At 65.6% G+C, this 24,437-nt stretch carries 25 protein-coding genes; 6 read left to right on the forward strand and 19 right to left on the reverse strand.

What is annotated here, in order from left to right:
* Positions 1 to 3: 3 nt before the first annotated feature.
* The 14 genes from nuoG to moaA form a co-directional block, all read right to left on the reverse strand.
* Positions 4 to 2,022 (reverse strand): NADH-quinone oxidoreductase subunit NuoG, encoded by a 2,019-nt coding sequence (gene nuoG / locus GB880_RS01525; protein WP_154490918.1) that lies wholly within the window; start codon positions 2,020 to 2,022, stop codon positions 4 to 6.
* Between the two features lie 133 nt (positions 2,023 to 2,155).
* On the reverse strand, positions 2,156 to 2,608 hold the full coding sequence (locus GB880_RS01530) for a hypothetical protein (RefSeq protein ID WP_229774284.1): 453 nt from the start codon (positions 2,606 to 2,608) through the stop codon (positions 2,156 to 2,158).
* Positions 2,605 to 3,003 (reverse strand): DUF5333 domain-containing protein, encoded by a 399-nt coding sequence (locus GB880_RS01535; RefSeq protein ID WP_154490915.1) that lies wholly within the window; start codon positions 3,001 to 3,003, stop codon positions 2,605 to 2,607. The genes GB880_RS01530 and GB880_RS01535 overlap by 4 nt, the downstream gene beginning before the upstream one ends.
* A 163-nt stretch (positions 3,004 to 3,166) precedes the next feature.
* Positions 3,167 to 4,462 (reverse strand): NADH-quinone oxidoreductase subunit NuoF, encoded by a 1,296-nt coding sequence (nuoF, locus tag GB880_RS01540; RefSeq protein ID WP_154490912.1) that lies wholly within the window; start codon positions 4,460 to 4,462, stop codon positions 3,167 to 3,169.
* A gap of 7 nt (positions 4,463 to 4,469) precedes the next feature.
* Positions 4,470 to 4,730 (reverse strand): DUF5337 domain-containing protein, encoded by a 261-nt coding sequence (locus GB880_RS01545; RefSeq protein WP_154490909.1) that lies wholly within the window; start codon positions 4,728 to 4,730, stop codon positions 4,470 to 4,472.
* Complete coding sequence (locus GB880_RS01550) at positions 4,730 to 5,284, reverse strand: hypothetical protein (RefSeq protein WP_154490906.1); 555 nt, start codon at positions 5,282 to 5,284, stop codon at positions 4,730 to 4,732. Before GB880_RS01550 ends, GB880_RS01545 begins: the two co-directional genes overlap by 1 nt.
* Before the next feature lie 26 nt (positions 5,285 to 5,310).
* Positions 5,311 to 6,033 carry an NADH-quinone oxidoreductase subunit NuoE gene (gene nuoE, locus GB880_RS01555; RefSeq protein ID WP_154490904.1) on the reverse strand — a complete coding sequence of 241 codons (723 nt, stop codon included), beginning with the start codon at positions 6,031 to 6,033 and terminating at the stop codon, positions 5,311 to 5,313.
* On the reverse strand, positions 6,033 to 7,271 hold the full coding sequence (locus tag GB880_RS01560; protein WP_154490901.1) for an NADH-quinone oxidoreductase subunit D: 1,239 nt from the start codon (positions 7,269 to 7,271) through the stop codon (positions 6,033 to 6,035). Before GB880_RS01560 ends, nuoE begins: the two co-directional genes overlap by 1 nt.
* Positions 7,272 to 7,276: 5 nt before the next feature.
* Complete coding sequence (locus GB880_RS01565; RefSeq protein WP_154490898.1) at positions 7,277 to 7,699, reverse strand: GFA family protein; 423 nt, start codon at positions 7,697 to 7,699, stop codon at positions 7,277 to 7,279.
* Complete coding sequence (locus tag GB880_RS01570) at positions 7,699 to 8,307, reverse strand: NADH-quinone oxidoreductase subunit C (protein ID WP_154490895.1); 609 nt, start codon at positions 8,305 to 8,307, stop codon at positions 7,699 to 7,701. The genes GB880_RS01565 and GB880_RS01570 overlap by 1 nt, the downstream gene beginning before the upstream one ends.
* A gap of 3 nt (positions 8,308 to 8,310) precedes the next feature.
* The gene (locus tag GB880_RS01575) at positions 8,311 to 8,844 is read right to left on the reverse strand and encodes a NuoB/complex I 20 kDa subunit family protein (RefSeq protein ID WP_154490892.1); all 534 of its coding nucleotides are present in this window, start codon (positions 8,842 to 8,844) and stop codon (positions 8,311 to 8,313) included.
* Positions 8,835 to 9,200, reverse strand: a complete 366-nt coding sequence (locus GB880_RS01580) for an NADH-quinone oxidoreductase subunit A (RefSeq protein ID WP_263467239.1) — start codon at positions 9,198 to 9,200, stop codon at positions 8,835 to 8,837. The genes GB880_RS01575 and GB880_RS01580 overlap by 10 nt, the downstream gene beginning before the upstream one ends.
* A 197-nt stretch (positions 9,201 to 9,397) precedes the next feature.
* Complete coding sequence (uvrA, locus tag GB880_RS01585) at positions 9,398 to 12,256, reverse strand: excinuclease ABC subunit UvrA (protein WP_154490889.1); 2,859 nt, start codon at positions 12,254 to 12,256, stop codon at positions 9,398 to 9,400.
* Between the two features lie 107 nt (positions 12,257 to 12,363).
* On the reverse strand, positions 12,364 to 13,371 hold the full coding sequence (moaA, locus tag GB880_RS01590) for a GTP 3',8-cyclase MoaA (protein ID WP_154490886.1): 1,008 nt from the start codon (positions 13,369 to 13,371) through the stop codon (positions 12,364 to 12,366).
* 140 nt (positions 13,372 to 13,511) lie between these two features.
* On the opposite strand from moaA, the gene GB880_RS01595 reads away from it, so the two are divergent.
* A complete protein-coding gene (locus GB880_RS01595) occupies positions 13,512 to 14,066 on the forward strand; it encodes a hypothetical protein (RefSeq protein WP_154490883.1) in 555 nt (184 codons plus the stop codon).
* On the opposite strand, the gene GB880_RS01600 is transcribed toward GB880_RS01595, so the two are convergent.
* The 3 genes from GB880_RS01600 to glmU are packed head-to-tail and all read right to left on the reverse strand — an operon-like array spanning position 14,063 to position 17,927.
* Positions 14,063 to 14,731, reverse strand: a complete 669-nt coding sequence (locus GB880_RS01600; RefSeq protein ID WP_154490880.1) for a DNA alkylation repair protein — start codon at positions 14,729 to 14,731, stop codon at positions 14,063 to 14,065. The genes GB880_RS01595 and GB880_RS01600 overlap by 4 nt on opposite strands.
* A 35-nt stretch (positions 14,732 to 14,766) precedes the next feature.
* Positions 14,767 to 16,584: a glutamine--fructose-6-phosphate transaminase (isomerizing) gene (gene glmS, locus GB880_RS01605; RefSeq protein ID WP_154490877.1), complete on the reverse strand. Its 1,818-nt coding sequence runs from the start codon at positions 16,582 to 16,584 to the stop codon at positions 14,767 to 14,769.
* 2 nt (positions 16,585 to 16,586) lie between these two features.
* Positions 16,587 to 17,927: a bifunctional UDP-N-acetylglucosamine diphosphorylase/glucosamine-1-phosphate N-acetyltransferase GlmU gene (gene glmU / locus GB880_RS01610; RefSeq protein ID WP_154490874.1), complete on the reverse strand. Its 1,341-nt coding sequence runs from the start codon at positions 17,925 to 17,927 to the stop codon at positions 16,587 to 16,589.
* A gap of 103 nt (positions 17,928 to 18,030) precedes the next feature.
* Here glmU and GB880_RS01615 point away from each other — a divergent pair, with 103 nt between their 5' ends.
* Positions 18,031 to 18,708, forward strand: coding sequence for an HAD-IA family hydrolase (locus GB880_RS01615; protein WP_154490871.1), 678 nt, complete (start codon positions 18,031 to 18,033; stop codon positions 18,706 to 18,708).
* Positions 18,709 to 18,756: 48 nt separating this feature from the next.
* Here the strand turns inward: GB880_RS01615 and bfr are convergent, their stop codons facing one another.
* Both bfr and GB880_RS01625 read right to left on the reverse strand, forming a co-directional pair.
* Positions 18,757 to 19,242 carry a bacterioferritin gene (bfr, locus tag GB880_RS01620; protein WP_154490868.1) on the reverse strand — a complete coding sequence of 162 codons (486 nt, stop codon included), beginning with the start codon at positions 19,240 to 19,242 and terminating at the stop codon, positions 18,757 to 18,759.
* Positions 19,190 to 19,480: a (2Fe-2S)-binding protein gene (locus GB880_RS01625; protein ID WP_154490865.1), complete on the reverse strand. Its 291-nt coding sequence runs from the start codon at positions 19,478 to 19,480 to the stop codon at positions 19,190 to 19,192. Before GB880_RS01625 ends, bfr begins: the two co-directional genes overlap by 53 nt.
* Positions 19,481 to 19,594: 114 nt before the next feature.
* On the opposite strand from GB880_RS01625, the gene queA reads away from it, so the two are divergent.
* Genes queA through lpdA form a run of 4 tightly spaced genes read left to right on the forward strand, consistent with a single transcriptional unit; the run spans position 19,595 to position 23,973 of the window.
* Positions 19,595 to 20,650, forward strand: coding sequence for a tRNA preQ1(34) S-adenosylmethionine ribosyltransferase-isomerase QueA (gene queA, locus GB880_RS01630; RefSeq protein ID WP_154490973.1), 1,056 nt, complete (start codon positions 19,595 to 19,597; stop codon positions 20,648 to 20,650).
* A complete protein-coding gene (locus tag GB880_RS01635; RefSeq protein ID WP_154490862.1) occupies positions 20,650 to 21,894 on the forward strand; it encodes an MFS transporter in 1,245 nt (414 codons plus the stop codon). Before queA ends, GB880_RS01635 begins: the two co-directional genes overlap by 1 nt.
* A 60-nt stretch (positions 21,895 to 21,954) precedes the next feature.
* Entirely contained in the window at positions 21,955 to 22,536 is a 582-nt protein-coding gene (locus GB880_RS01640; RefSeq protein ID WP_154490859.1) for a DUF924 family protein, read from the forward strand.
* 45 nt (positions 22,537 to 22,581) lie between these two features.
* Positions 22,582 to 23,973, forward strand: a complete 1,392-nt coding sequence (lpdA, locus tag GB880_RS01645; RefSeq protein ID WP_154490856.1) for a dihydrolipoyl dehydrogenase — start codon at positions 22,582 to 22,584, stop codon at positions 23,971 to 23,973.
* The last annotated feature ends 464 nt before the right edge of the window (positions 23,974 to 24,437 follow it).

Here is a 24,437-nt window from a genome sequence, read left to right on the forward strand (position 1 = left end):
CGTCTACTCCGCCGCCAGGGCCGGGGCGCGGCGTGCCGCGGCCATCGCCGACAGTTCCGCCATCAACGGCGAGCAGCGCGCGATGGGGTTGGTCAGGTAGAAATCCGACACCGCGGGACGGAAGCTGGCCTGTCCCAGATCGAACCGGGTCAACGCCTGCCAGGCGTTTTCCGGCACCTGGTCGATCTGCGCCAGATGCGGCACCGCCGCAATGAGCTGGCGGCGCAGGCCGGCCAGGCTGTCCCAGGGCTGGGTCATGCCCAGTTCGGCCGACAGGGCGCGCAGGATCGCCCAGTTTTCCTTGCCCTCGCCGGGGGCGAAATTCGCGCGCATCGCCAGCTGCGGCCGGCCCTCGGTATTGACGAACAGGCCGTTTTCCTCGGTGTAGCAGGCGCCGGGCAGGATGATGTCGGCCCGATGGGCGCCACGGTCGCCATGGCTGCCCTGATAGATCACAAAGGCACCAGCGGCGATGTCGATTTCATCCGCGCCCAGGTTATAGATCACTTCGGCGCCATCGACCGCGGCGGCAAGGCCGCCTTCGGTGACCGCGCCGATGTCCATGGCCCCCACGCGGCTGGCGGCAGTATGCAGCACCAGCAGCTTGCAATCCGCCATCTCGCACAGGCGCATGGCATGGGCCAGCACCGCCTCGCCATCGGCCTCGCGCAGCGCGCCCTGGCCCACGATGACGATGCCGGGGGTTCCTGCACTGTCCTTGAAATCGCCGTCGGCCAGCCGTTCCAGCGCCGCGCGATCCTCGCCGAGATGGCGATAGTCATAGGTCAGGTCCGCCGCCGGCCCCACCAGCGACACCTGCGCGCCATTGGCCCAGGCCTTGCGGATGCGGGCATTCAGCACCGGCGCCTCGTCGCGCGGATTGGTGCCGATCAGCAGGATGCGGCGGGCCGTGTCGATGTCGGCGATGCGGGCGGTGCCGACATAGGCCGAGCGGTTGCCCGCCGGCAGGCGCGCACCATCGGTGCGACATTCGACGCGGCCGCCAAGCCCCTCGACCAGCTGCTTCAGCGCAAAGGCCGCCTCGACCGGGACCAGATCGCCGATCAGGCCGGCCAGCTTGCGCCCGCGCATCGCGGCCGCCGCGGCGGCAAGCGCCTCGGGCCAGCTGGCCGGGCGCAGACGGCCGTTTTCGCGGATATAGGGCCGGTCCAGGCGCTGGCGGCGCAAGCCGTCCCAGACGAAACGGGTCTTGTCGCTGATCCATTCCTCATTCACGCCGTCATGGTTGCGCGGCAGGATGCGCATGACCTCGCGCCCCTTGGTGTCGACGCGGATGTTGCTGCCGAGCGCGTCCATCACGTCGATGGTCTCGGTCTTGGTCAGCTCCCACGGCCGGGCGGTAAAGGCATAGGGCTTGCTGACCAGCGCACCGACCGGGCACAGGTCGATGATGTTGCCCTGCAGGTTCGATTCCAGCGTCTGGTTCAGATAGCTGGTGATCTCGGCATCCTCGCCGCGGCCGGTCTGGCCCATCTGGGTGATGCCCGCGACCTCGGTGGTAAAGCGCACGCAGCGGGTGCAGCTGATGCAGCGGGTCATGTGGGTTTCGACCAGCGGTCCCAGGTTCAGATCCTCGCTTGCGCGCTTGGGTTCGCGATAGCGGCTGAAATCGACGCCATAGGCCATGGCCTGATCCTGGAGGTCGCATTCGCCCCCCTGGTCGCAGATCGGGCAGTCCAGCGGATGGTTGATCAGCAGGAACTCCATCACCCCTTCCCGGGCCTTCTTGACCATGGGAGAGTTGGTGCGGATTTCGGCCGGGGCACCGTCCGGACCAGGGCGCAGATCCTTGACCTGCATCGCGCAGGACGCCGCCGGCCTGGGCGGGCCGCCCACCACCTCGACCAGGCACATCCGGCAGTTGCCGGCGATCGACAGCCGCTCGTGATAGCAGAAGCGCGGCACCTCGATTCCAGCCTGTTCACAGGCCTGGATCAGGGTCAGGTTCGGATCGACCTCGATCACCACGTCGTCGATCTTGAGCTTGCGAAGGTCCGCCATTCTGTCTTTCCTTATCCCGCGCGGCGACTGGTGCTGCCGGACGCGCGTCCGGCAGAATGCACGCGATGCAAATGCAGGCCGCAGCCGGGCCCGGTTTCCTGTGCTGAAAGGCTGTTCATGCGCCGCGCCATGGTCACTGAACCCTTACAAAGGCGCGGGGCAGCACCCGTGCGATGCGATCCTGATCGCCGCGGCGCAAGACCACTGTCATGGCATCGCGGGCCGCGTCGAAGCTGACGGTGGCCCGCACGGGTTCGGCCGAGTTATAGGGCAAGGCGCGGTTCGCGCGGGTGACATAGCGGCTGCCGTCCGGTCGCCAGCAGCTGATTTCCGCATCCGAGACATTGCCCGTCAGCCGCAGCACCGGCTTGCCGACCAGATTGCGCGTCGCCTTGACCCGCACGCCGGGACCGCTGGCATCGCAGGAAATATCCGCAGGGGCCAGCAGGTCGAACTGAAGATAGAACTTTTCGGCGGTCGGCGCCCAGGGCTGCGACGGCTCACCGGCCAGGGCATCGCCTGCGATCATCGCCGCTGCCGCCGCCGCCATCAGCCCCAATCCGATCCAGTTCAGCCATTTTCTCATTTCGCCACCAACAAGCTGCCGATCACGGAATTGTTGCGGATTTCCTGACGGCCCACCATGCAGAAACTTTCGGGGTCGCCGGGCCTGGCGCCCTTGCGGGTCAGGTAATCCTCGGCCACGGCATAGATTCTGGCCTTTTCGGTCTTGCTGTCCAGAAAGGCGTCGATCTGGGCCTTGCTGTAACCCTTTTGCTCGGCATAGCGCTTGAGCTTGCGCGCCTCGCCATAGGCATAAAGGATCCGGCCATCGATGCTGGGACAGGTGCGGCGGATGCGATCGGCCACGCGGGCCGCGATCAGCCGGTCGTTGATGTATTTTTCCTTGGCCAGGGGCTCCAGTGCAGCCGCAGGCGTGGCCAGGGTGGCCGCGATCAACGCGATGGGCAGAAGTTTCATGGCAATTGCCTCCTTGTCATGGCGTGCAGCCATAACACGGCGCCAACCTGCCGGTTCGCCACCATCCTGTGATCCCGGCGTGAACACGCGCATCGCGCACGACCGTGCCGCCCCCTTGAACAGGGCAGCTGGCGGCAGGCTGAAACGCGCGCGCCAAGCCATGTCACTCGGCCGCCATGGCGCCCATGCGCCCGCTGCGCCTGGCCTTGATCCGATCCTCGATCTCTTCGCGGAAATTCCGGATCAGGCCCTGAATCGGCCAGGCGGCCGCATCGCCAAGCGCGCAGATGGTGTGGCCCTCGACCTGCTTGGTCACGTCGAAGAGCATGTCGATTTCCTCGATCTCGGCCTCGCCGCGAACCAGGCGCTCCATCACCCGCATCATCCAGCCGGTGCCTTCGCGGCAGGGCGTGCACTGACCGCAGCTTTCGTGCTTGAAGAACTTGGACAGCCGCCAGATCGCCTTTACCACGTCGGTGGACTGGTCCATCACGATCATGCAGGCGGTGCCGAAGGACGAGCGCAGTTCGCGCATGCCGTCATAATCCATGATCGCGTTTTCGCACTGCTCGGCCGTCAGCACCGGGCACGAGGCGCCGCCGGGGATCACCGCCTTCAGGTTCTTCCATCCGCCGCGCACACCGCCACCGTGCTTTTCGATCAGCTCGCGCATGGGGATCGACATGGCCTCTTCGACCACGCAGGGGGTGTTCACATGACCGGTCAGACCGAACAGCTTGACGCCGGCATTGTTCGGCCTGCCGAAGCTGGCGAACCACTCGGCCCCGCGCCGCAGGATGGTGGGCACCACTGCGATGGATTCGACGTTGTTGACCGTGGTCGGGCAGCCGTAAAGCCCGGCCCCGGCGGGAAAGGGCGGCTTCATCCGCGGCATGCCCTTCTTGCCCTCGAGGCTTTCCAGCAGCGCGGTTTCCTCGCCGCAGATATAGGCGCCGGCACCGTGATGCAGATACAGGTCGAAATCCCAGCCCGACCCGGCGGCGTTCCGGCCCAGCAGGCCGTCGTCGTAACATTCGTCGATGGCGGCCTGCAGTGCCTCGCGCTCGCGGATGAATTCGCCGCGGATGTAGATATAGGCCGCATGCGCGCCCATGGCGAAGCTGGCGATCAATGCCCCTTCGATCAGCGTATGCGGATCGTGGCGCATGATCTCGCGGTCCTTGCAGGTCGCGGGTTCGGATTCGTCGGCGTTGATGACCAGATAGGACGGCCGCCCGTCGGATTCCTTGGGCATGAAGGACCATTTCATCCCGGTCGGAAAGCCCGCCCCGCCCCGTCCGCGCAGGCCCGAGGCCTTCATCTCGTTGATGATGGCATCACGGCCACGCTGGATGATGCCGGCGGTGCCGTCCCAATGGCCCCGCTTCTTGGCACCGGCCAGGCTGCGATCGCCCATGCCGTAAAGATTGGTAAAGATCCGGTCCTGATCGTTCAGCATCGTCGTCTTATCCTTGTCGCTGCGAGGACGCATTGCGCCGCCGCCAGATCCGCCAGGTCACCAGAAGCGACCAGATCAAGGCCCCAATCGCCATGAGATCGGCGAGAAAGGCGTATTTCGCAGGCCAGCCCATTCGGCCCCCCAGCCATTGCACCCCCAGCCACAGCAAAATGGTGACGGCGATCACCACCGCCACCAGCCGCATCTGGCCCGCATCTGCCGCCGCACTCGCTGGCGACGACAGTTGATTTCTGTCAGGCCGCGTCATCACGCCGCCCCGTCGTTCTGGCCGTCTGCCAGCGCACGCGCCTGCCCGACCCAATCATCTGCACGAATGCGGCTGCCCATCCGGCCAAGCCGCTGGGCAAAATCGGCTTCGGTCGCGGCATCCCAGGCCGCGATCTGGGCATAGCGGGTAACACCGTTCTGGCGCAACCAGTCCGACAGCTTCGGCCCGATGCCCTTGATCCGGGTCAGGTCATCGCCATCCTCCATCGCCGGCGCGGCCTCGATCGGCATCTGCACCGGCTGGCGCGGCTCGGGCCCCATGCCGGCCGCCACCAGCAGCGCCTGCGGCTGCACCTCGGCCTGACGGCTCTGCCAGTCGCGCGGCGGCACCGCCTCGAGCGGCGGCAGGGGCGCAGGCTGATCGTGGCACACCAGCCATTGCATCAATGCCCCGAACAGAACTGCCGTCACCACACCCAGAAACAGCCCGCCCCAGAAGGACAGATCGCCGATGCCGGCCGTGAACAGCACCACCAGAACCCCGGCGATTGCCGCCGAGATCCAGCAGTTCCTGTTGCATTCCGACCGTTCCATTGCGGGCTGTCCCTTGCTGTCGCCGGTCAGGCGGTTTCCCCGGCCTTGAGCCAGGGGGTCTTGATCGGCAGTTCGGTGCCGTCGATGCGCTTGATGGTGTCGGCCTGTTCCAGCGCCAGCGCCACGCTGGCATTGCGGTCCGGACCGCTTCCCTTCAACCCCGCCAGCGCCACCGGCCCGCCCAGCGGCTCGGCAGCGAAACGGCCGTTCTGCGGCCCCGGCACCGGCACCTCGCCGGCGGCAAAGCTGTCGATCAGCGCCGACAGCCTTTCGGCCGTCAGATCCTCGTAGAAGTCCTTGCCGATCTGCGCCATGGGCGCATTGGTGCAGGCACCCAGACACTCGACCTCTTCCCAGCTGAAGCGGCCATCCGCCGACAGGGTGTGCGGCGTGGGCGCGATCTTTTCCTGGCAGACCCGGATCAGATCCTCGGCGCCGCAGATCATGCAGGTGGTGGTGCCGCAGATCTGGATATGCGCCACACTGCCCACGGGTTGCAGCTGGAACATGAAATAGAAGGTCGCAACCTCCAGCGCACGAATATGCGGCATGCCCAGAAGGTCGGCGCAATATTCGATGGCGGGCCGGCTCAGCCATCCCTCCTGCTCCTGGGCGCGCCACAATACCGGAATGATCGCCGATTGCTGGCGACCCGGCGGGTATTTGGTCATCTGGGCCCGGGCCCATTCCAGATTGGCGGGCGTGAACTCGAACGAGTCCGGCTGATGGGGGGACAGTCGGCGCAGCATCAGCGGTCAACCTCTCCGAAAACGATGTCAAGGGTGGCGATGATCGCCGGAACGTCCGCAAGCATGTGGCCGCGCGACATCCAGTCGATCGACTGCAGATGCGCAAAGCCCGGCGCGCGCAGCTTGGCCCGCCAAGGCTTGTTGGTGCCGTCTGCAACCAGATAGACGCCGAATTCGCCCTTGGGCGCCTCGACCGCGGCATAAACCTCGCCGGCGGGGACGCGGAAACCTTCGGTGTAAAGCTTGAAGTGGTGGATCAGGCTTTCCATGTCGCGCTTCATGTCGGCGCGGCGCGGCGGCGTCAGCTTGCCGCGCGCCAGCACGTCGCCCGCCGGCTCGGCCCGCAGCTTTTGCACCGCCTGCTTCATGATCTTGCAGGATTCGCGCATCTCGGCCATGCGGCACAGATAGCGGTCATAGCAGTCCCCGTTCTTGCCGACCGGGATCTGGAAATCGAATTCGTCATAACACTCATAGGGCTGCGCGCGGCGCAAGTCCCAGGCCAGGCCCGAGCCGCGCACCATCACGCCGGTATAGCCCCAGTTCAATGCATCCTCTTCGGTGACGATGCCGATATCGACCAGACGCTGCTTGAAGATGCGGTTTTCGGTCAGCAGCGTGTCCAGGTCATCGACCAGACGCGGGAAGCGTTCGCACCATTCCTCGATGTCGTCCAGAAGATCGGGGGGCAGATCCTGATGCACGCCGCCGGGGCGGAAATAGGCCGCATGCAGCCGTGCACCGCAGGCGCGTTCATAGAACACCATAAGCTCTTCGCGGGCCTCGAACCCCCACAGCGGCGGGGTCAGCGCGCCCACGTCCAGCGCCCCGGTCGTCAGCCCCATCAGGTGGTTCAGGATGCGGCCGATTTCCGAATACAGCACCCGGATCAGGCTGGCGCGGCGCGGCACCACGGTGCCGGTCAGCCGCTCGATCGCCAGGCACCAGGCATGTTCCTGGTTCATCGGCGCCACATAATCCAGCCGGTCCAGATAGGGCAGGTTCTGCAGATAGGTGCGGCTTTCCATCAGCTTTTCGGTGCCGCGATGCAGCAGGCCGATATGCGGATCGGCGCGTTCGACCACCTCGCCGTCCAGTTCCAGCACCATGCGCAACACGCCATGGGCCGCCGGGTGCTGCGGGCCGAAGTTGATGTTGAAGTTGCGGATGCTCTGTTCGCCGGTCAGCGCATCGACCGAGCCATCGTCATAGGTGTTCTTGCGGATGTCGCCGTCCATGGTGATCACTCCTGCTGTGCGGCGTATTGGGCCATGAATTCGGCCTCGGTCAGGGTCTTGGTATCGCCGGCCAGCGCGTAACCGGCGGGCTTGCAGTCGATGAAGAGCTCATGCGTGACAGCAAAGCGCCCCGGATCGTCAAAAGCCTGGATCGAGACGAAAGCCATGCTGCCATCGCGCGCCAGCCAGGCCAGCGACGACCCACAGCGTCCGCAAAAGACGCGCTCGCCCCATTCGCTGGACTGGAAACGGCTGACCGGAGCGCCCTCGGCAAATTCCAGCGTGCCCGAACAATCGGCGACAATGAACATCCCGCCCGAGAACTTTCGGCACATGCCGCAATGGCAGACCCCCGCCTCGGTCGAGGCGGGAGCCGCGGTCAGCGTGCAGGCACCGCACAGACAGCTGCCGGTCAGACGCTGAGCCATTACCGGGCGCCCCCCTTTTCGTCGCCGGGCAGCACGTATTTCGCGCCCTCCCACGGGGACAGGAAATCGAACTGGCGGTATTCCTGCACCAGCTTCACCGGCTCGTAGACCACACGCTTTTCAAGGTCGTTCCAGCGCACTTCGGTATAGCCGGTGGTCGGAAAATCCTTGCGCAGCGGATGGCCGCGGAAACCATAATCGGTCAGGATGCGGCGCAGGTCGGCATGGCCCGAAAACAGGATGCCGAACATGTCGAACACCTCGCGCTCATACCAGCCGGCGCCGGGGAACACCCCGGTCAGGCTGGGCACGACCTCGTCCTCGCGCACCTGAACCTTCACGCGGATGCGCTGGTTCTGATACATCGACAGCAGGTGATAGACCACATCGAAGCGCGCCGGCCGCGCCGGATTGTCCACGGCGGTAATGTCGATCAGCGTCGAAAACCGGCAATTGCCGTCGTTGCGCAGGAATTCGATCAGGTCGATCACGCCGGACAGCGTGGCCTGCACGGTCAGTTCGCCAAAGGCCACCTGCGTCGAGACCACGTCGTTTTCGCGACGCAGGCTGATGTGTTCGGCCAGTTCCAGCAGGGTTTCGTCAGACATGGCTTACCTCACCAGCGTGCCGGTGCGCCGGATGCGGCGCTGAAGTTGCAGGATGCCGTAAAGCAGCGCCTCGGCCGTGGGCGGGCAACCGGGGACATAGATGTCCACCGGCACGATGCGGTCGCAGCCGCGCACCACCGAATAGGAATAATGATAATAGCCGCCGCCATTGGCGCAGCTGCCCATGCTGATGACATAACGCGGCTCGGGCATCTGGTCATAGACCTTGCGCAGCGCGGGCGCCATCTTGTTGGTCAGCGTTCCGGCCACGATCATCAGGTCGGACTGGCGCGGGCTGGCGCGCGGGGCGGTGCCAAAGCGTTCCAGATCATAGCGCGGCATCGAGGTCTGCATCATCTCGACCGCGCAGCAGGCCAGGCCAAAGGTCATCCAGTGCAGCGAGCCGTTGCGCGCCCAGTTGATGATGTCCTCGGTCGTGGTCAGCAGGAAGCCCTTGTCCTGCAATTCGCGGTTCAGCTCGGCCGTGGCATATTCGCGGTCGACCCCGGCGGTATTGGCTCCGGTCATCACGCCCATTCCAGCGCCCCTTTCTTCCATTCATAGGCAAAGCCCACGGTCAGCACGCCCAGAAACAGCATCATGCCCCAGAAGGCGACATCGCTCAGGCTGCCGAAGGCGACCGCCCAGGGAAACAGAAAGGCGACCTCGAGGTCGAAGATGATGAACAGGATCGACACCAGATAGAAGCGCACATCGAACTTCATCCGCGCATCGTCAAAGGCGTTGAAGCCGCATTCATAGGCGCTGACCTTTTCCGGGTCGGGGTTGCGCACCGCGATCACGGCCGCGGCCAGAATCAGGACGATCGCCAGTCCCGAGGCCATCCCCAGGAAAACCAGGATGGGCAGATATTCTTGCAGCAGGTATTCCACTGAATTGGGCTCCCTTTCGCTCGCAGGAACCCGAGTGGCACCCCGCGATGGGTTTGGCTAAGGCCCGTTTAGCCCCGGCGGCGAATATGGTCAACGGTCGGACCCCTCGCAGCGCGGGGATTCGACACACCCTGACCCCCGAAATGCCCGCATTTTTCCGCGTCCGCCCCCGGCCTGCCGCGAGCGGACCGGGCGGGCTATTCCGCCGCGCGGCTGCGGGCCGCGGCCAGCATCGGGGCAAGATATCGGCCGGTATGGCTTTCGGCGACCATGGCAACCTGTTCGGGGGTGCCGGTGGCGACGATGCGGCCGCCGCCATCGCCGCCTTCCGGGCCGATGTCGATGATCCAGTCGGCGGTCTTGATGACGTCCAGATTGTGTTCGATCACCACCACGGTATTGCCCTGATCGACCAGCGAGTGCAGCACCTCGAGCAGCTTGCGCACATCCTCGAAATGCAGGCCGGTGGTGGGCTCGTCCAGGATATACAGGGTCTTGCCGGTGGCGCGGCGCGACAACTCCTTGGACAGCTTGACCCGCTGTGCCTCGCCGCCCGACAGGGTGGTGGCCTGCTGGCCGACCTTGATATAGCCCAGCCCCACCTCGACCAGGGCCTCCATCTTGTCGCGGATCGAGGGCACCGCCTTGAAGAATTCAAGCGCGTCCTCGACGGTCATGTCCAGCACATCGGCGATCGACTTGCCCTTGAACTGCACCTCCAACGTCTCCCGGTTGTAACGCTTGCCCTTGCAGGTTTCGCAGGTGACATAGACGTCGGGCAGGAAGTGCATCTCGATCTTGATGACGCCGTCGCCTTGGCAGGCCTCGCAGCGGCCGCCCTTGACGTTGAAGCTGAAGCGGCCCGGCTTGTAGCCGCGCGCCTTCGATTCCGGCAGCCCGGCATACCAGTCGCGGATATGGGTATAGGCGCCGGTATAGGTCGCGGGGTTCGACCGCGGCGTGCGGCCGATCGGACGCTGGTCGATGTCGATCACCTTGTCCAGATGTTCCAGCCCCCTGATCGTCTCGCAGGGGGCGGGGGTCTGGCGGGCGCCGTTCAGACGCAGGCTGGCGGTCTTGAACAGGGTCTCGATGGTCAGCGTGGACTTGCCCCCGCCCGAAACGCCGGTCACGCAGACGAACTTGCCCAAGGGAAAATCCACCGTCACGTCCTTGAGGTTGTTGCCGGTGGCGCCGACGATGCGGATGGCCTTGCCATTCCCCGCGCGGCGACTGTCCGGAACGGCGATTTCGCGCGCGCCGGACAGATACTGGCCGGTCAGGCTGTCGGGGTGGGCGGCGATTTCGGCCGGCGTGCCCTTGGCGACGATCTGACCGCCGTGAACGCCTGCCCCCGGTCCCATGTCGAATACATAATCGGCATGGCGGATTGCATCCTCGTCATGCTCGACCACGATCACCGAATTGCCCTGATCGCGCAGCCCCTTCAAGGTCGCCAGCAACCGGTCGTTGTCGCGCTGATGCAATCCGATCGACGGCTCGTCCAGCACATACAACACCCCCGTCAGCCCCGAACCGATCTGGCTGGCCAGCCGGATGCGCTGGCTTTCGCCGCCCGACAGCGTGCCGGCAGCGCGGCTGAGCGTCAGGTAATCCAGCCCGACATTGACCAGAAAGCCCAGCCGTTCGCGGATTTCCTTGAGGATGGCGGCGGCGATCTCGTTCTTCTGGCGCGACAGATGCGCGGGCGCTGCCTCGACCCAGGCCAAGGCCTCGCGGATCGACAGTTCGGTGACATTGCCGATATGGGCGCCGGCGATCCGCACCGCCAGCGCCTCGGGCTTCAGCCGGTAGCCCTGGCAGGCGCCACAGGGGCGATTGTTCTGATATTTCTCGAACTCTTCCCGCACCCAGGCCGAATCGCTTTCGCGCAGGCGCCGTTCCATGTTCGGGATGATCCCCTCGAAGCTGCGGGTGACTTCGTAAACGCGGCCCGAATCATCGAAGCGGAACGGGATTTCATCGCTGCCCGAGCCGCGCAGGAACATCTGGCGCACGCTGTCGGGCAGATCCTTCCACGGGGTTTTCTTGTCGAAACCGTAGAATTTCGCCAGCGCATTGATTGTCTGAGTCAGATAGGCGGATTTCGACCTGGCCCAGGGCGCCAGCGCCCCCTGCGCCACCGAAAGCGAGGTATCGGGCACGATCAGCCGTTCGTCAAAGAACAGTTCGGCCCCCAGGCCGTCACAGACCGGACAGGCCCCGAACGGCGCGTTGAAGGAAAACAGCCGCGGTTCGATTTCCGGGATGGTGAAGCCGCTGACCGGGCAGGCAAAGTTTTCGCTGAAGGTGATGCGCTGCGGCTCGCCCTCGGCCGGGGCGGTTTCCAGCAGCGCGATGCCATCGGCCAGGTCCAGCGCGGTGCGCAGCGAATCGGCAAGGCGGGTTTCGATGCCCGGCCCCACCACCAGGCGATCCACCACCACGTCGATGTTGTGACGCAGCTTCTTGTCCAGGACCGGGGGTTCCTCAAGGTCGTGGAACTGGCCGTTGACCTTGACCCGCTGAAAGCCCTGCTTGCGCAGGTCAAGGAATTCCTTGCGGTATTCGCCCTTGCGGTCGCGCACGATCGGGGCCAGCAGATAGGCCCGGGTGCCTTCGGGCAGATCCATGATCCGGTCGACCATGTCCTGCACCTGCTGGGCCTCGATCGGCAGGCCGGTGGCGGGCGAATAGGGGGTGCCGGCGCGGGCAAACAGCAGCCGCAGATAGTCGTAGATCTCGGTCACGGTGCCCACGGTGGACCGCGGATTCTTCGATGTGGTTTTCTGCTCGATGCTGATGGCGGGCGACAAACCGCTGATGTGGTCAACATCCGGCTTGCCCATCATGTCCAGAAACTGGCGGGCATAGGCCGACAGGCTTTCGACATAACGTCGCTGGCCTTCGGCATAAATGGTATCGAAGGCAAGGCTGGACTTGCCCGAACCCGACAGTCCGGTGATGACCACCAGCTTGTCGCGGGGAATATCCATGTCCACGCTTTTCAGATTGTGTTCGCGTGCGCCGCGAACCTCGATGAACTTCTGTTCCATCGCCACGTCCTGATTCCGCCAGAGGCATCAGATAGGCATTCGCAGCCAAATGGCAACCATGGAAAGAACATCCGGCGAACATTCGCCGGCGTGGCAGCCTTGCGGCCCTAGCCGCCGGTGTGGCTCATGAAACGGCTCATCTGGCCGCTGACATGCCGGCGCGAGTAATCGAAATCATGCCCCTTGGGCTTGTGGCGGATCGCCTCGCGGATGGTATCGGTCAACAGGCGGTCGTCGTCGCTGGCCCGCAGCGGCGCGCGCAGATCGGCGCGATCCTCTTGCCCAAGGCACATGAACAGTTCGCCCGTGCAGGTCAGCCGCACCCGGTTGCAGCTTTCGCAGAAATTATGTGTGAGCGGGGTGATGAAGCCGATTTTCTGCCCGGTCTGTTCGACCCGGACATAACGGGCCGGGCCACCGGTGCGTTCGGTCAGCGGCGTCAGCGTCAGTCGCTGTTCCAGCCGCGCGCGCAGGTCCGACAGCGGCCAATACTGGTCAAGCCGCTGTTCCTCGCCCATGTCGCCCATGGGCATCACCTCGATGAAGGTCAGGTGATGGCCCTGATCGGCGCACCATTCGGCCAGGCCGAACAATTCGTCCTCGTTGAAGCCCTTGAGCGCGACGGTGTTGATCTTGACCCGCAGCCCGGCGCGTTGCGCGGCGCGGATGCCATCCAGCACCTGCGGCAGCCGGCCCCAGCGGGTGATCCGGGCAAAGCGGTCGGGGTCCAGCGTATCCAGCGACACATTGACGCGCCGGACGCCGCAGGCGGCCAGTTCATCCGCAAAGCGCGCCAACTGGCTGCCGTTGGTGGTCAGCGTCAGCTCCTCCAGCCCCTGGCCCAGATGGCGCGACATGGCGCGAAAGAATTCCATGATGTTGCGCCTGACCAGCGGCTCGCCCCCGGTGATGCGCAGCTTGCGCACGCCCAGCCTGACAAAGGCCGAACACAGCCGATCCAGTTCCTCAAGCGTCAGCAAGTCCCGCTTGGGCAGGAATTGCATGTGTTCCGACATGCAGTAGGTGCAGCGGAAATCGCAGCGATCCGTGACCGACACCCGCAGATAGGTGATCGGGCGGGCAAACGGGTCCACAAGCGGGGCGACAGCGTCCATGATGCGAAGATACGCCCCGCCACCATGCTTCACAAGCATGCCAAAGCGTTGAAACTGTCGTAACCATGCGGGCATGTCGCGATGGACAAGCAACCTTTGCAGGCCCTAGGCTGCGACCATTTCCAAGGACGGAGAGTTTCATGCGCATCCCATCCCTGCCCCTGATCGGCACCCTGTGCCTGCTGGGCCTTGCCGCCTGCAGCCAGGATGGCGCCGGCAAGGACACGCCCCCTGCCCCCGGCGCGGTCCTGCCCAGCATGACCGATCCGGCCACCGGGGCGGCGGTGATCCCCGGCCCGGTGCTGACAGGGACCGCGCCGCGCACGCCGGGCAAGGTCAGCGGCGCCTCGAGCATCGGAGCACCGGTTTCGGCCACGGTCAGCCAGCTTGACCGCGCGACTCCTGCCGAAAGACAGGCCGCGGCAGCGGCCCCGGCGACAGCCGAGCGGCGGCTGGGCAGCACCATCGCCTCGCTGGGCGATCCGTCGATGCCGGGCTTCTGGATCAAGACGCCGCTGGTCAAGAGCGAAACCGCCGGACGCATCGTCAACCCCGCCAACGGCAAATCGGCCAAGGTGCGGCTGCTGCCCCTGCCCGGCCCGGCCGGTGCCGGCAGCCAGGTGTCGCTGTCGGCGCTGCAATTGATCGGTGTCAGCCTGACCGACCTGCCCGAAATCGAGGTCTATCAGGGCTAGCCCAGCCAGCGCCCGGCCTCGCGCCGGGCAAAGGGTTTCAGCCGCGGGCCATGCTGCGCCAGCCAGTCGCGCACGGCCTGCGGGTCATGTCTTGACAGATCGCGCAACCACCAGGCGATGGCCTTCTGCACGAACCATTCGCGGTCGTCGGCCAGCCGGCCCAACCAGCCCAGGATGCGGTCGCGACGCGCCAGGTCCAGCGGCTTGGGGTTGCGGATCCGGGTCCAGGGCAAGGTGCCGACCAGGGCCGCGCGCCGCACCCAGAACTGCGGATGGTCCAGCCAGGTTTCCACCTCGTCCAGCCGGACGGGATCGGCGACAAGGCGCCGGGCCCCTGCGCCCATGGCGTGGTCGGCGATCGCCCAGGCATCGAATTGCGGCACCCAGCCGGCGATCAGGCGCCAGACCGCGTCATCGGGCCGTATCCGGGCCTGGGTCAGCAGCTTGGCCGCGGCAATGCGGGCCTCGTGCACGTTGCTGTCCCATAACCGGCCAGCCAGATCGATGCGGCCGGGCAGATCCAGTTCGGCCCGCCAGCCGCGCGCCAGTTCGTCGATCACCGGCACCGCCACGCCCAGATAAGGGCGCGGGACCTTGTGATAGGCGGCCATGTCCGCCGCCTTTGCGGCATCGGCCCGTGCCTGCAACTGCTCAAGCTCGCGCATGGTCATCCTTTCGCCACGCCTGCCGTGGCAATGGGCTATTCCACCGTTACCGACTTGGCCAGATTGCGCGGCTGGTCGACATCGGTGCCCTTGGCCACTGCGGTGTGATAGGCCAGATATTGCATCGGCACCGCGTAAAGGATCGGCTGGAACAGGCCGCCGCCCTGCGGCATGGTCAGGCTGGCGCGCACGCCATGACCGCCGCTCGCGATCCCCTCGGCATCCGAAATCAGCAGCACCTGGCCGTGGCGGGCCATGACCTCCTGCATGTTGGACACGGTCTTGTCGAACAGCCCGTCGCGCGGCGCCACCACCACCACCGGCACATTGCGGTCGATCAGCGCGATCGGGCCGTGCTTGAGTTCGCCCGAGGCATAGCCTTCGGCATGGATATAGCTGAGTTCCTTGAGCTTCAGCGCCCCTTCCAGCGCCACGGGATAAAGCGGCCCGCGGCCCAGATAAAGCACGTCCTGCGCCTCGGACAGCCAGCCCGCCAGCCGCCGGCATTCGTCGCTGAGCAGCAGCGCCTGATTGACCAGCCCCGGCAGTGCCCGCAGGTCGGCCAGATGCGCCGAGAGGCCGGCGTCATCCAGCCGGCCGCGGTCATGCGCGGCCTTCAGCGCCAGCACCGCCAGCACCGCCAGCTGGCAGGTGAAGGCCTTGGACGAGGCGACGCCCACCTCGATCCCGGCCAGGGTGGGCAGGGCGATATCGGCGTCGCGGGCAATGGCCGAGGTGCCGACATTGACCACGCCGATGGTGCGCGCAACCTTGCCGCGCGCGTAATGCAGCGCCGCCAGCGTATCGGCGGTTTCCCCCGACTGGCTGACGAACAGCGCCCAGCTGTCGGGCGACAGCGGCGGCTCACGATAGCGGAATTCGGACGCCACATCCAGATCGCAGGGCAGCCCGGCAAGGCTTTCGAACCAGTAGCGCGCCACATGCGCCGCGTAATAGGCGGTGCCGCAGCCCACCAGCGTCAGCCGGTCGACATCGCGGAAATCCAGCGCCTCGGGCAGCACGATGCGGTCGCCCTTGATGTAATGGTTCAGCGCATCGCCCAGCACCACCGGCTGTTCGGCGATTTCCTTGGCCATGAAATGGCGGTGCCCGCCCTTGTCGATTCGGGTGGCGCCAACATCGATCTGCTGGATCTCGCGGTTCGCGGGCCGGCCCTGCGCATCGAAGATCTGCGCGCCGTCGCGGCGCAGGATCACATGGTCGCCGTCCTCGAGATAGGTGATCCGGTCGGTAAAGGGCGCCAGCGCGATCGCGTCCGAGCCCAGGAACATTTCCCCCTGGCCATGGCCCACCGCCAGCGGGCTGCCGCGACGGGCCCCGATCATCAGATCGGTCTCGCCCTCGAACAAAAAGGCCAGGGCAAAGGCCCCGTGCAGCCGCGCCAGCGTCGCACGCGCCGCGGCAATCGCATCCAGCCCCTGGGCCATGTGCCAGGCGGTCAGCAGGGCCACGGTTTCGGTGTCGGTCTGCGATTCCGGCTGCAAGCCCAGCGCGATGACCTCGTCGCGCAATTCGCGGAAATTCTCGATGATGCCGTTATGGACCACGGCCACGGGACCGCGGCGATGGGGATGGGCGTTCGCCTCGGTCGCGGCGCCGTGGGTGGCCCAGCGGGTATGGCCGATGCCGGCATGGCCCGGCAGCGGCTCATGCACCAGCCGGTCCGACAGGTTGATCAGCTTGCCCACGGCGCGGCGGCGGTCGAGCCGGCCCGATTCGTCCACGGTGGCAACGCCGGCACTGTCATAGCCGCGATATTCCAGGCGCTTGAGCGCCTCGACCAGTTGGGGCGATACCTCGTGATCGCCCAGGATGCCGATGATCCCGCACATGCCTATTTGCCCTTTTTCTGGCGCAGGGCCTGCATCAGACGCGCTGCCAGACCTGCCTTGTTCACCTGCTTGGCGCGGCCCAGTGCCAGCGCCTCGTCCGGCACATCCTGGGTGATGACCGAGCCCGAGCCCGTCATCGCCCGCGCCCCGACCCGAACCGGTGCGACCAGCATGGTGTCGGAACCGATGAAGGCATCGGCGCCGATTTCGGTCCGGTGCTTGTTCACGCCGTCGTAATTGCAGGTCACGGTGCCGGCGCCGATATTGCTGCGTTCGCCGACATGGGCATCGCCCAGATAGGTCAGATGGCCGACCTTGGCGCCCTCTTCCAGCACGCTGTTCTTGATCTCGACGAAATTGCCGACATGGACATCGCCGCCCAGTTCCGCCCCGGGCCGCAGCCGGGCAAAGGGGCCCACGGTGGCGCCGGCGCTGACATGGCAACCCTCGAGATGGCAGAAGGCCAGGATCTCGGCGCCGCTTTCGATGGTCACCCCCGGTCCCAGCACCACATTCGGCCCGATGATGGCGTCGCGGCCCACGCAACTGTCCAGCGAGAACCAGACCGTCGCCGGATCGGTCAGCGTCACCCCGTCCTCGAGCGCCCGGGCACGGGCGCGCGCCTGAAAGGCGGCTTCGGCCCGGGCCAGCTCGGCGCGGGTGTTGATGCCCATGGTCTCGGATTCGTCGCAGGTGACGACATCGACCTGCAACCCCGCCGCGCGCACCAGCGCCGGCAGATCGGTCAGATAATACTCCCCGGCCGCATTGCGATTGCCGATGCGCGGCAGGAACGTGCGCAGCAACTCTGCATCCGCCGCGATCACCCCGGAATTGACCAGGCCGATGGCCCGGGTTTCGGCATCGGCATCCTTGTATTCGACGATCCGTTCCAGCCCTTGGGGCCCGACCACCAGCCGGCCATAGCGTCCGGGATCGGCGGCGTGAAAGCCCAGCACCACGACATCCGCCGGGTGTTCGACCAGGACCGCCAGGGTTTCCGGCTGGATGAAGGGGGTATCGCCGTAAAGCACCAGCACCCGGCCCTGGAATCCCTCCAGCAATGGCAGGGCCTGGGAAACGGCATGGGCCGTGCCCAGCTGTTCGGCCTGCATGGCGATGCGGGCATCGGGTTCGATGCGGGCAACGGCGCGGCTGACGGCATCGGCACCATGGCCGGCGACCACGACCACCTGTTGCGGATCCAGCGCCCGCCCGGCGGCCAGGGCATGGGCCAGCAACGGCACGCCCCCCAGCCGGTGCAGCACCTTGGGCAGATCCGATTGCATCCGGCTGCCCTGCCCGGCAGCAAGGACGATCAGCGCAACGGGTTTCTCGACCATCACTGCCTCTTGCCTGTTCCCTATCCCTGGCCGGCGTTCTACCTAGAGGGCGCTGGCGGGGAAAGGCCCCAACGCATCAAACATCTTGACGAAAGGTTTCAGCATGGCCGGAACGGTGGTCTTTGATCTGGACGGAACCCTGGCCGACACCTCGGGCGACCTGATCGCGGCGGCCAATGCCTGTTTTCGTGCCCGCGGGCTGGGCGATCTGCTGGACCCGGTCGGCGATGCGCTGATCGCCTTTCATGGCGGTCGGGCCATGCTTCGCGCGGGCTACGCCCGCCTGTCCCCCGAGATTCTGCTGCCCCCCGGCGCCGAGGACGAGGATTATGGCCGGCTGCTGGATCACTACGGGCAGGCAATCGCGGTTCACACCCGGCTTTATCCCGGCGCCGAAGCCGCGCTGGAGGCGTTGGCACATGCCGGCCATCGTCTGGCGGTCTGCACGAACAAGCCCGCGGCACTGGCCGAGACGCTGTTGCAGGAACTCGGCATCCGTGACCGGTTCGCGGCTATGGTCGGGGCCGACAGTCTGCCGGTGCGCAAGCCCGATCCCCGCCCCTATCGCGAGGCGGTGCGCGCCGCCGGCGGTCAGGTCGCGCGTTCCTTTCTGGTCGGGGATACCGAAACCGACCGCAAGACCGCAGCAGCCGCCGGGGTGCGGGTGGCGCTGGTCGCCTTTGGCCCCGAAGGTGCCGGCCTGGCGCGGCTGGCGCCCGAGGCGATGCTGCGCCATTTCGACGATCTGCCGCAACTGGCCCGCGACTGGCTGACGGCCTGATCCAGGATGCTGCGGGGGAAACCCGCCCCCGCAGCGGTTCCAGATCGATTATTCGGCCTCGTCAGCCGATTTGGCGTTCAGCTGGCCATAATTCTGGGCGCCGATCTGTTCATAAAGCCCCAGCTGGGTTTCCAGAAAGTCGATATGGCCTTCCTCGTCGGCCAGCAGTTCGTCGAACAGGCTGCGGCTGACGTAATCGCCGACCTTGTCGCAGTATTCGCGCGCCTCGATATACAGCGTCCGGGCATCGTGTTCGGCGGCCAGATCGGATTCCAAGGTTTCCTTGAGGTTCTGGCCGATGCGCAGCGGGTCCAGCTTTTGCAGGTTCGGATGGCCTTCCAGGAAGATGATGCGCTGGATCAGCCGGTCGGCGTGGTGCATTTCCTCGATCGACTCGGCGCGGGACTTGTCGGCGATCTTGCCAAAGCCCCAGTCCTGCTGAAGCCGGTAATGCAACCAGTACTGGCTGACTGCCGTCAGTTCAGACCGCAGCGCTGCGTTCAGATATTCGATGACCTTTGCGTCGCCCTTCATGGCTTACCCCTGTGCGGTTATGTCTCAGCCCTCGCAGGACCGGAGGAACCGCCAGATTATCGCAAGCGCGCATGGTGTCCAGAAACAAAGGCATGCAACCGCCGCAGTCGGCGCGCTTGCCCAGGGCATGATAGATCTTGCCGGGGGTGATGATCGTCTGCGGGTCGGCGGCACGCATCCAGTCCACCGCGGCGCGAATGTCATGGTCGGAAATCTGCGTGCAGTGGCAAACGATCATGGGGTCACCTCATGCGCGATTACTTAGCAAATTTCTCGGACAAGTAAAGCCCGAGCATTTCACTTGTGGATGAGCATGCTTGACGCCAACCGGCGGCGGCGACACAACCCGGCCATGAAACTGGACGATTTCGACTTTGACCTGCCCGAATCGCTGATCGCCACCCGCCCGGCCCGGCCCAGATCCTCGGCCCGGCTGCTCTTGGCGCAGGGCGACGACATCCGCGACCTGCATGTGCGTGATCTGGCCGACCTGCTGGGGCCGGGCGATCTGCTGGTGCTGAACGACACCCGGGTGATCCCGGCCCGGCTGACCGGCACCCGCAGCCGCCAGACCGCGCAAGGCGAGGTGCAGGCCCGGATCGAGGTCACGTTGCTGGAACCGGCGGCCGACGGCTGGCGGGCGCTGGCCAAGCCGCTGCGCAAGCTGCGTCCGGGCGAGGTGATCCGCTTTTCCGACCGGTTTTCGGCCGAAGTCGTCAGCATGGCCGAGGGCGGGCTGACCCTGCGTTTCGATGCCGAGGGCGAAGATTTCGACGCGGCGCTGGCACAGGTGGGGGCGATGCCGCTGCCGCCCTATATCGCCGCGCTGCGGCCGCCGGATGCCGCCGATCACCAGGACTATCAGACCGTCTGGGCCCGCAAGTCCGGGGCCGTCGCCGCCCCCACCGCCAGCCTGCATTTCGATCACGACCTGCTCGACCGCCTGCGCGCCAGGGGGGTCGAATTCGTGCATGTCACCCTGCATGTCGGCGCCGGCACCTTCCTGCCGGTCAAGGTCGAGGATGTGACCACCCACAAGATGCATGGCGAATGGGGCGAGGTCACCCCCGAGGCGGCCCAGGCCATCAACAGGGCCCGGCAGAGCGGCAGACGCGTGATTGCGGTCGGCACCACCGCGCTGCGCCTGATCGAATCGGCGGCAGATCCCGAGGGTGTCATGCATCCTTTTCGCGGAGTTACGGAAATCTTCATCTATCCGGGCTATCGTTTTCGGGTGACGGATGCGCTGATGACCAATTTCCACCTGCCCCGATCGACATTGCTGATGCTGGTTTCAGCCCTGATGGGCCAGGATCGCATCCGTGCCATCTATCGGCATGCCGTCGATTCGGGCTATCGCTTCTTCAGCTACGGCGACGCATCCTTGCTGATCCCCGGGGGAACCTGATGCTGAATGTGCTGCGCACCACCTGGCCCCTGCTGCTGGGCATCCTGCTGCTGATGGTCGGCAACGGAATGCAGGGCACGCTGCTGGGTATCCGCGGCAAGATTGAGGCGATTTCGACCACACAGATGTCGGTGGTGATGTCGGCCTATTTCGGCGGGTTCCTGCTGGGATCGCGGGTGGTTCCGGGGCTGATCCAGCGGGTGGGGCATGTGCGGGTCTTTGCCGCCCTGGGCTCGCTGATTTCGTCGGTGCTGATCCTTTATGCGGCCGCGCCGCATTGGCTGGCCTGGTCGCTGATGCGGCTGCTGATCGGGTTCTGCTTTTCGGGCGTCTATATCACCGCCGAAAGCTGGCTGAACGCCTCGGCCAGCAACGAATCGCGTGGCCAGGCCATGTCGGCTTACATGATCATGCAGATGCTGGGCATCATCAGCGCCCAGTTGCTGATCAATGTCGCCGACCCGGCCGGCTATCTGCTGTTCGTGATCCCATCGGTGCTGGTCAGCCTGTCGTTCCTGCCGATCCTGCTGTCCGCGCAGCCGGCACCGCAATTCGCCACCCTGAAACGGATGAGCTTTGGCAAGCTGTTCCAGGTGTCGCCGCTGGGCTGCATCGGCCTGTTCCTGATGGGCGGGGTGTTTTCTGCGATCTTCGGCATGGCTGCGGTCTGGGGCTCGATGAAGGGGCTGTCGGTGCGCGACATTTCCGCCTTTGTCGCAGCGATCTATGCGGGCGGGCTGCTCTTGCAATATCCCATCGGCTGGTTGTCCGATCACGGCGACCGGCGGGCCATCGTCCTGACCCTGGCGATCCTGGGCGCGGCGGTCTGCATGCTGACGGTCATGCTGCAGCCCGGCATCTGGGGCCTGCTGCTGGCGGCGGCGCTGATCGGCGGCGTTGCCAACCCCGTCTATTCGCTGCTGCTGGCCTATACCAACGACTTCCTGGACAATAGCGACATGGCGGCCGCTTCGGCGGGGCTGCTGTTCATCAACGGCATCGGCGCGATGACCGGCCCGCTGATTACCGGCTGGCTGATGGACTGGATCGGCCCTGACGGGTTCTGGCTGTATCTTTTCGCGCTGATGACGCTGCTGGCCGGCTATACCGCCTATCGCCGGATGCGGCGCGCAGCGCCTACCCTGGACCAGAACTTTGCCATCATCGCCCCCTCGGCCACCCCGGTCGCGGTGGAGGCCGCACTGGAAACCGCCAGCGGCGAGGACGGTCCGCGCGCGGGCTGAAGGGCTTGCGGCAAGGCCCCGTCGGTGCAACCATTCCCCCATCAACAGCAGGGGGCCGCAATGTCGTCACATGCCACCGCAGAGCAGATCAATCATTTCTGGTTGGTCGAGGTTGGGGAAAAGGGCTGGTATGAACGGTCCGACACGCTGGATGCCGAAATCCGTGATGGCTTCATGCACACGTGGGAACAGGCCGCCTATCTGGCGCCGGCATGGGCGCGCACGGCTGAAGGCGCGCTGGCCGCGCTCATCCTGACCGATCAGTTCCCGCGCAACATGTTCAGGGACGATCCGCGCGCATTTGCCACCGACCCGCTGGCGCGCGATCTGGCGCGGCAGGCAATTGACGCCAGTTATCACCTGCAGATCGAACCGCCCGCCCGCCAGTTCCTGTTCATGCCCTTCGAGCATTCCGAGGATCTGGCCGATCAGGATCTGGCCGTCGATCTGTTCACACGCTTCATGCCCGGCGAAAATCTTCGCCACGCGCAGCTGCATCGCGACACCATCGCCCGTTTCGGGCGCTTCCCCTGGCGCAATGCCGCCCTTGGCCGCACCCCCACGCCGGCGGAAAACCGCGTGATGGAGGCCGGCGGCTATGGCGCATTGGTGTCGGGCAAGCTGTCGCTTGCTGACGTCTGAGAAATGGTTTAACGCTCAACTATCTTTTTTCAGAGGGGGAAGTCCATGGCGCAGTCCTTCGACATGGTGGTGATCGGTTCCGGGCCTGGCGGCTATGTCTGCGCCATTCGCGGCGCCCAGCTGGGCCTTAAGGTCGCCTGCATCGAGCGCGAACATCTGGGCGGCATCTGCCTGAACTGGGGCTGTATCCCGACCAAGGCACTGCTGCGTTCGGCCGAGGTGTTCCACCTGATGCACCGCGCCAAGGAATTCGGTCTGTCGGCGGACAAGATCGGCTACGATCTGGGCGCCGTGGTGCAGCGCTCGCGCGGGGTGGCCAAGCAGCTGGCGGGCGGCGTCGGGCACCTGCTCAAGAAGAACAAGGTCACCGTCATCATGGGCGAGGCCACGCTGACCGCGCCGGGCAAGCTGTCGGTCAAGACCGACAAGGGCACCGAGGAAGTGACCGGCAAGGCCATCGTGCTGGCCACCGGCGCGCGCGCGCGCAATCTGCCGGGTCTCGAGGCTGACGGCGATCTGGTCTGGAACTACAAGCATGCGCTGCAACCGCCGCGGATGCCGAAAAAGCTGCTGGTGATCGGCTCGGGCGCGATCGGCATAGAATTTGCCAGTTTCTTCAATACTCTGGGCGCCGACACCACCGTGGTCGAGGTGATGGACCGCGTGCTGCCTGTCGAGGATGCCGAAATCTCGGCCCTGGCGAAGAAACAGTTCGTCAAGCAGGGCATGAAGATCATGGAAAAGGCGACGGTCAAGAAGCTGGACCGCGCCGCCGGCAAGGTCACCGCCCATATCGAAAAGGACGGCAAGACCGAGACTCAGGAATTCGACACGGTGATTTCGGCCGTGGGCATCGTCGGCAATGTCGAAAACCTGGGCCTGGAGAAACTGGGCGTCAAGATCGACCGCACCCATGTGGTGACCGACGAATATTGCCGCACCGGGGTCGATGGGCTTTATGCCATCGGCGATGTGGCGGGCGCGCCCTGGCTGGCGCACAAGGCCAGCCACGAAGGCGTGATGGTGGCGGAACTGATCGCCGGCGGTCACCCGCATCCGATCAAGCCGAATTCGATCCCCGGTTGCACCTATTGCAACCCGCAGGTGGCATCTGTCGGTCTGACCGAGGAAAAGGCCAAGGCCGCCGGTTATGAGGTCAAGGTGGGCCGCTTCCCCTTCATCGGTAATGGCAAGGCCATCGCCCTGGGCGAGCCCGACGGGCTGATCAAGACCGTGTTCGACGCCAAGACCGGCGAACTTCTGGGGGCCCATATGGTCGGCGCCGAGGTGACCGAGCTGATTCAGGGCTATGTCGTGGGCCGCACGCTGGAAACGACCGAAGCCGAGCTGATGGAAACCGTATTCCCCCACCCGACGCTGTCGGAAATGATGCACGAGGCGGTGCTGTCCGCCTATGGCCGCGCCATCCATTTCTAGACCGCAGGCAAGCACGATCTGCCCCCTGCCCGCGACAGGCTGAAGGTCGGGGGGCTAGATCGCTCTTCCCGCAGCGCGGCGGCTGCGGCAGGCCCCAGCGTAATGCCGGGGCCTCTGCCACCGCAACGTGTTGAAAAAGCAATATTATCCCTGTTCGTGGGGTTCAGAGAGGCTGCCGAAGGGATAATCGCGGCATACTATTGCCCCCGGCAGCGAAGAGGATCCGCTTGCAAGACCCGGCCCGGCAGCAATTGCCCGCCGCCCAGCGCTGTCCCGCACAAGCGTCAGCGCCAAGGACATGCGACGGGCGCCACCCCTGCCGCCAGCATGTCCACGGATCGCACCAAGGCTCTGCACGTGCATGAGGGCGGCGCGGGCCTGCGCTGCGGGAATGACCTCGGGGACGACGGTTCCGTCCCAAACCACGGAACATTCCCCGGCCCAACGGATGGCCGGATGCCGGT

It is taken from the genome of Paracoccus sp. SMMA_5_TC, assembly GCF_009696685.2.
Taxonomy (GTDB): domain Bacteria; phylum Pseudomonadota; class Alphaproteobacteria; order Rhodobacterales; family Rhodobacteraceae; genus Paracoccus.

Coding starts and splice junctions, on each gene's coding strand:
- nuoG (WP_154490918.1), bottom strand. CDS start 2,022: ATGGCGGACCTTCGCAAGCTCAAGATCGACGACGTGGTGATCGAGGTC.
- GB880_RS01530 (WP_229774284.1), bottom strand. CDS start 2,608: ATGAGAAAATGGCTGAACTGGATCGGATTGGGGCTGATGGCGGCGGCG.
- GB880_RS01535 (WP_154490915.1), bottom strand. CDS start 3,003: ATGAAACTTCTGCCCATCGCGTTGATCGCGGCCACCCTGGCCACGCCT.
- nuoF (WP_154490912.1), bottom strand. CDS start 4,462: ATGCTGAACGATCAGGACCGGATCTTTACCAATCTTTACGGCATGGGC.
- GB880_RS01545 (WP_154490909.1), bottom strand. CDS start 4,730: ATGACGCGGCCTGACAGAAATCAACTGTCGTCGCCAGCGAGTGCGGCG.
- GB880_RS01550 (WP_154490906.1), bottom strand. CDS start 5,284: ATGGAACGGTCGGAATGCAACAGGAACTGCTGGATCTCGGCGGCAATC.
- nuoE (WP_154490904.1), bottom strand. CDS start 6,033: ATGCTGCGCCGACTGTCCCCCCATCAGCCGGACTCGTTCGAGTTCACG.
- GB880_RS01560 (WP_154490901.1), bottom strand. CDS start 7,271: ATGGACGGCGACATCCGCAAGAACACCTATGACGATGGCTCGGTCGAT.
- GB880_RS01565 (WP_154490898.1), bottom strand. CDS start 7,699: ATGGCTCAGCGTCTGACCGGCAGCTGTCTGTGCGGTGCCTGCACGCTG.
- GB880_RS01570 (WP_154490895.1), bottom strand. CDS start 8,307: ATGTCTGACGAAACCCTGCTGGAACTGGCCGAACACATCAGCCTGCGT.
- GB880_RS01575 (WP_154490892.1), bottom strand. CDS start 8,844: ATGGGCGTGATGACCGGAGCCAATACCGCCGGGGTCGACCGCGAATAT.
- uvrA (WP_154490889.1), bottom strand. CDS start 12,256: ATGGAACAGAAGTTCATCGAGGTTCGCGGCGCACGCGAACACAATCTG.
- moaA (WP_154490886.1), bottom strand. CDS start 13,371: ATGGACGCTGTCGCCCCGCTTGTGGACCCGTTTGCCCGCCCGATCACC.
- GB880_RS01595 (WP_154490883.1), top strand. CDS start 13,512: ATGCGCATCCCATCCCTGCCCCTGATCGGCACCCTGTGCCTGCTGGGC.
- GB880_RS01600 (WP_154490880.1), bottom strand. CDS start 14,731: ATGCGCGAGCTTGAGCAGTTGCAGGCACGGGCCGATGCCGCAAAGGCG.
- glmS (WP_154490877.1), bottom strand. CDS start 16,584: ATGTGCGGGATCATCGGCATCCTGGGCGATCACGAGGTATCGCCCCAA.
- glmU (WP_154490874.1), bottom strand. CDS start 17,927: ATGGTCGAGAAACCCGTTGCGCTGATCGTCCTTGCTGCCGGGCAGGGC.
- GB880_RS01615 (WP_154490871.1), top strand. CDS start 18,031: ATGGCCGGAACGGTGGTCTTTGATCTGGACGGAACCCTGGCCGACACC.
- bfr (WP_154490868.1), bottom strand. CDS start 19,242: ATGAAGGGCGACGCAAAGGTCATCGAATATCTGAACGCAGCGCTGCGG.
- GB880_RS01625 (WP_154490865.1), bottom strand. CDS start 19,480: ATGATCGTTTGCCACTGCACGCAGATTTCCGACCATGACATTCGCGCC.
- queA (WP_154490973.1), top strand. CDS start 19,595: ATGAAACTGGACGATTTCGACTTTGACCTGCCCGAATCGCTGATCGCC.
- GB880_RS01635 (WP_154490862.1), top strand. CDS start 20,650: ATGCTGAATGTGCTGCGCACCACCTGGCCCCTGCTGCTGGGCATCCTG.
- GB880_RS01640 (WP_154490859.1), top strand. CDS start 21,955: ATGTCGTCACATGCCACCGCAGAGCAGATCAATCATTTCTGGTTGGTC.
- lpdA (WP_154490856.1), top strand. CDS start 22,582: ATGGCGCAGTCCTTCGACATGGTGGTGATCGGTTCCGGGCCTGGCGGC.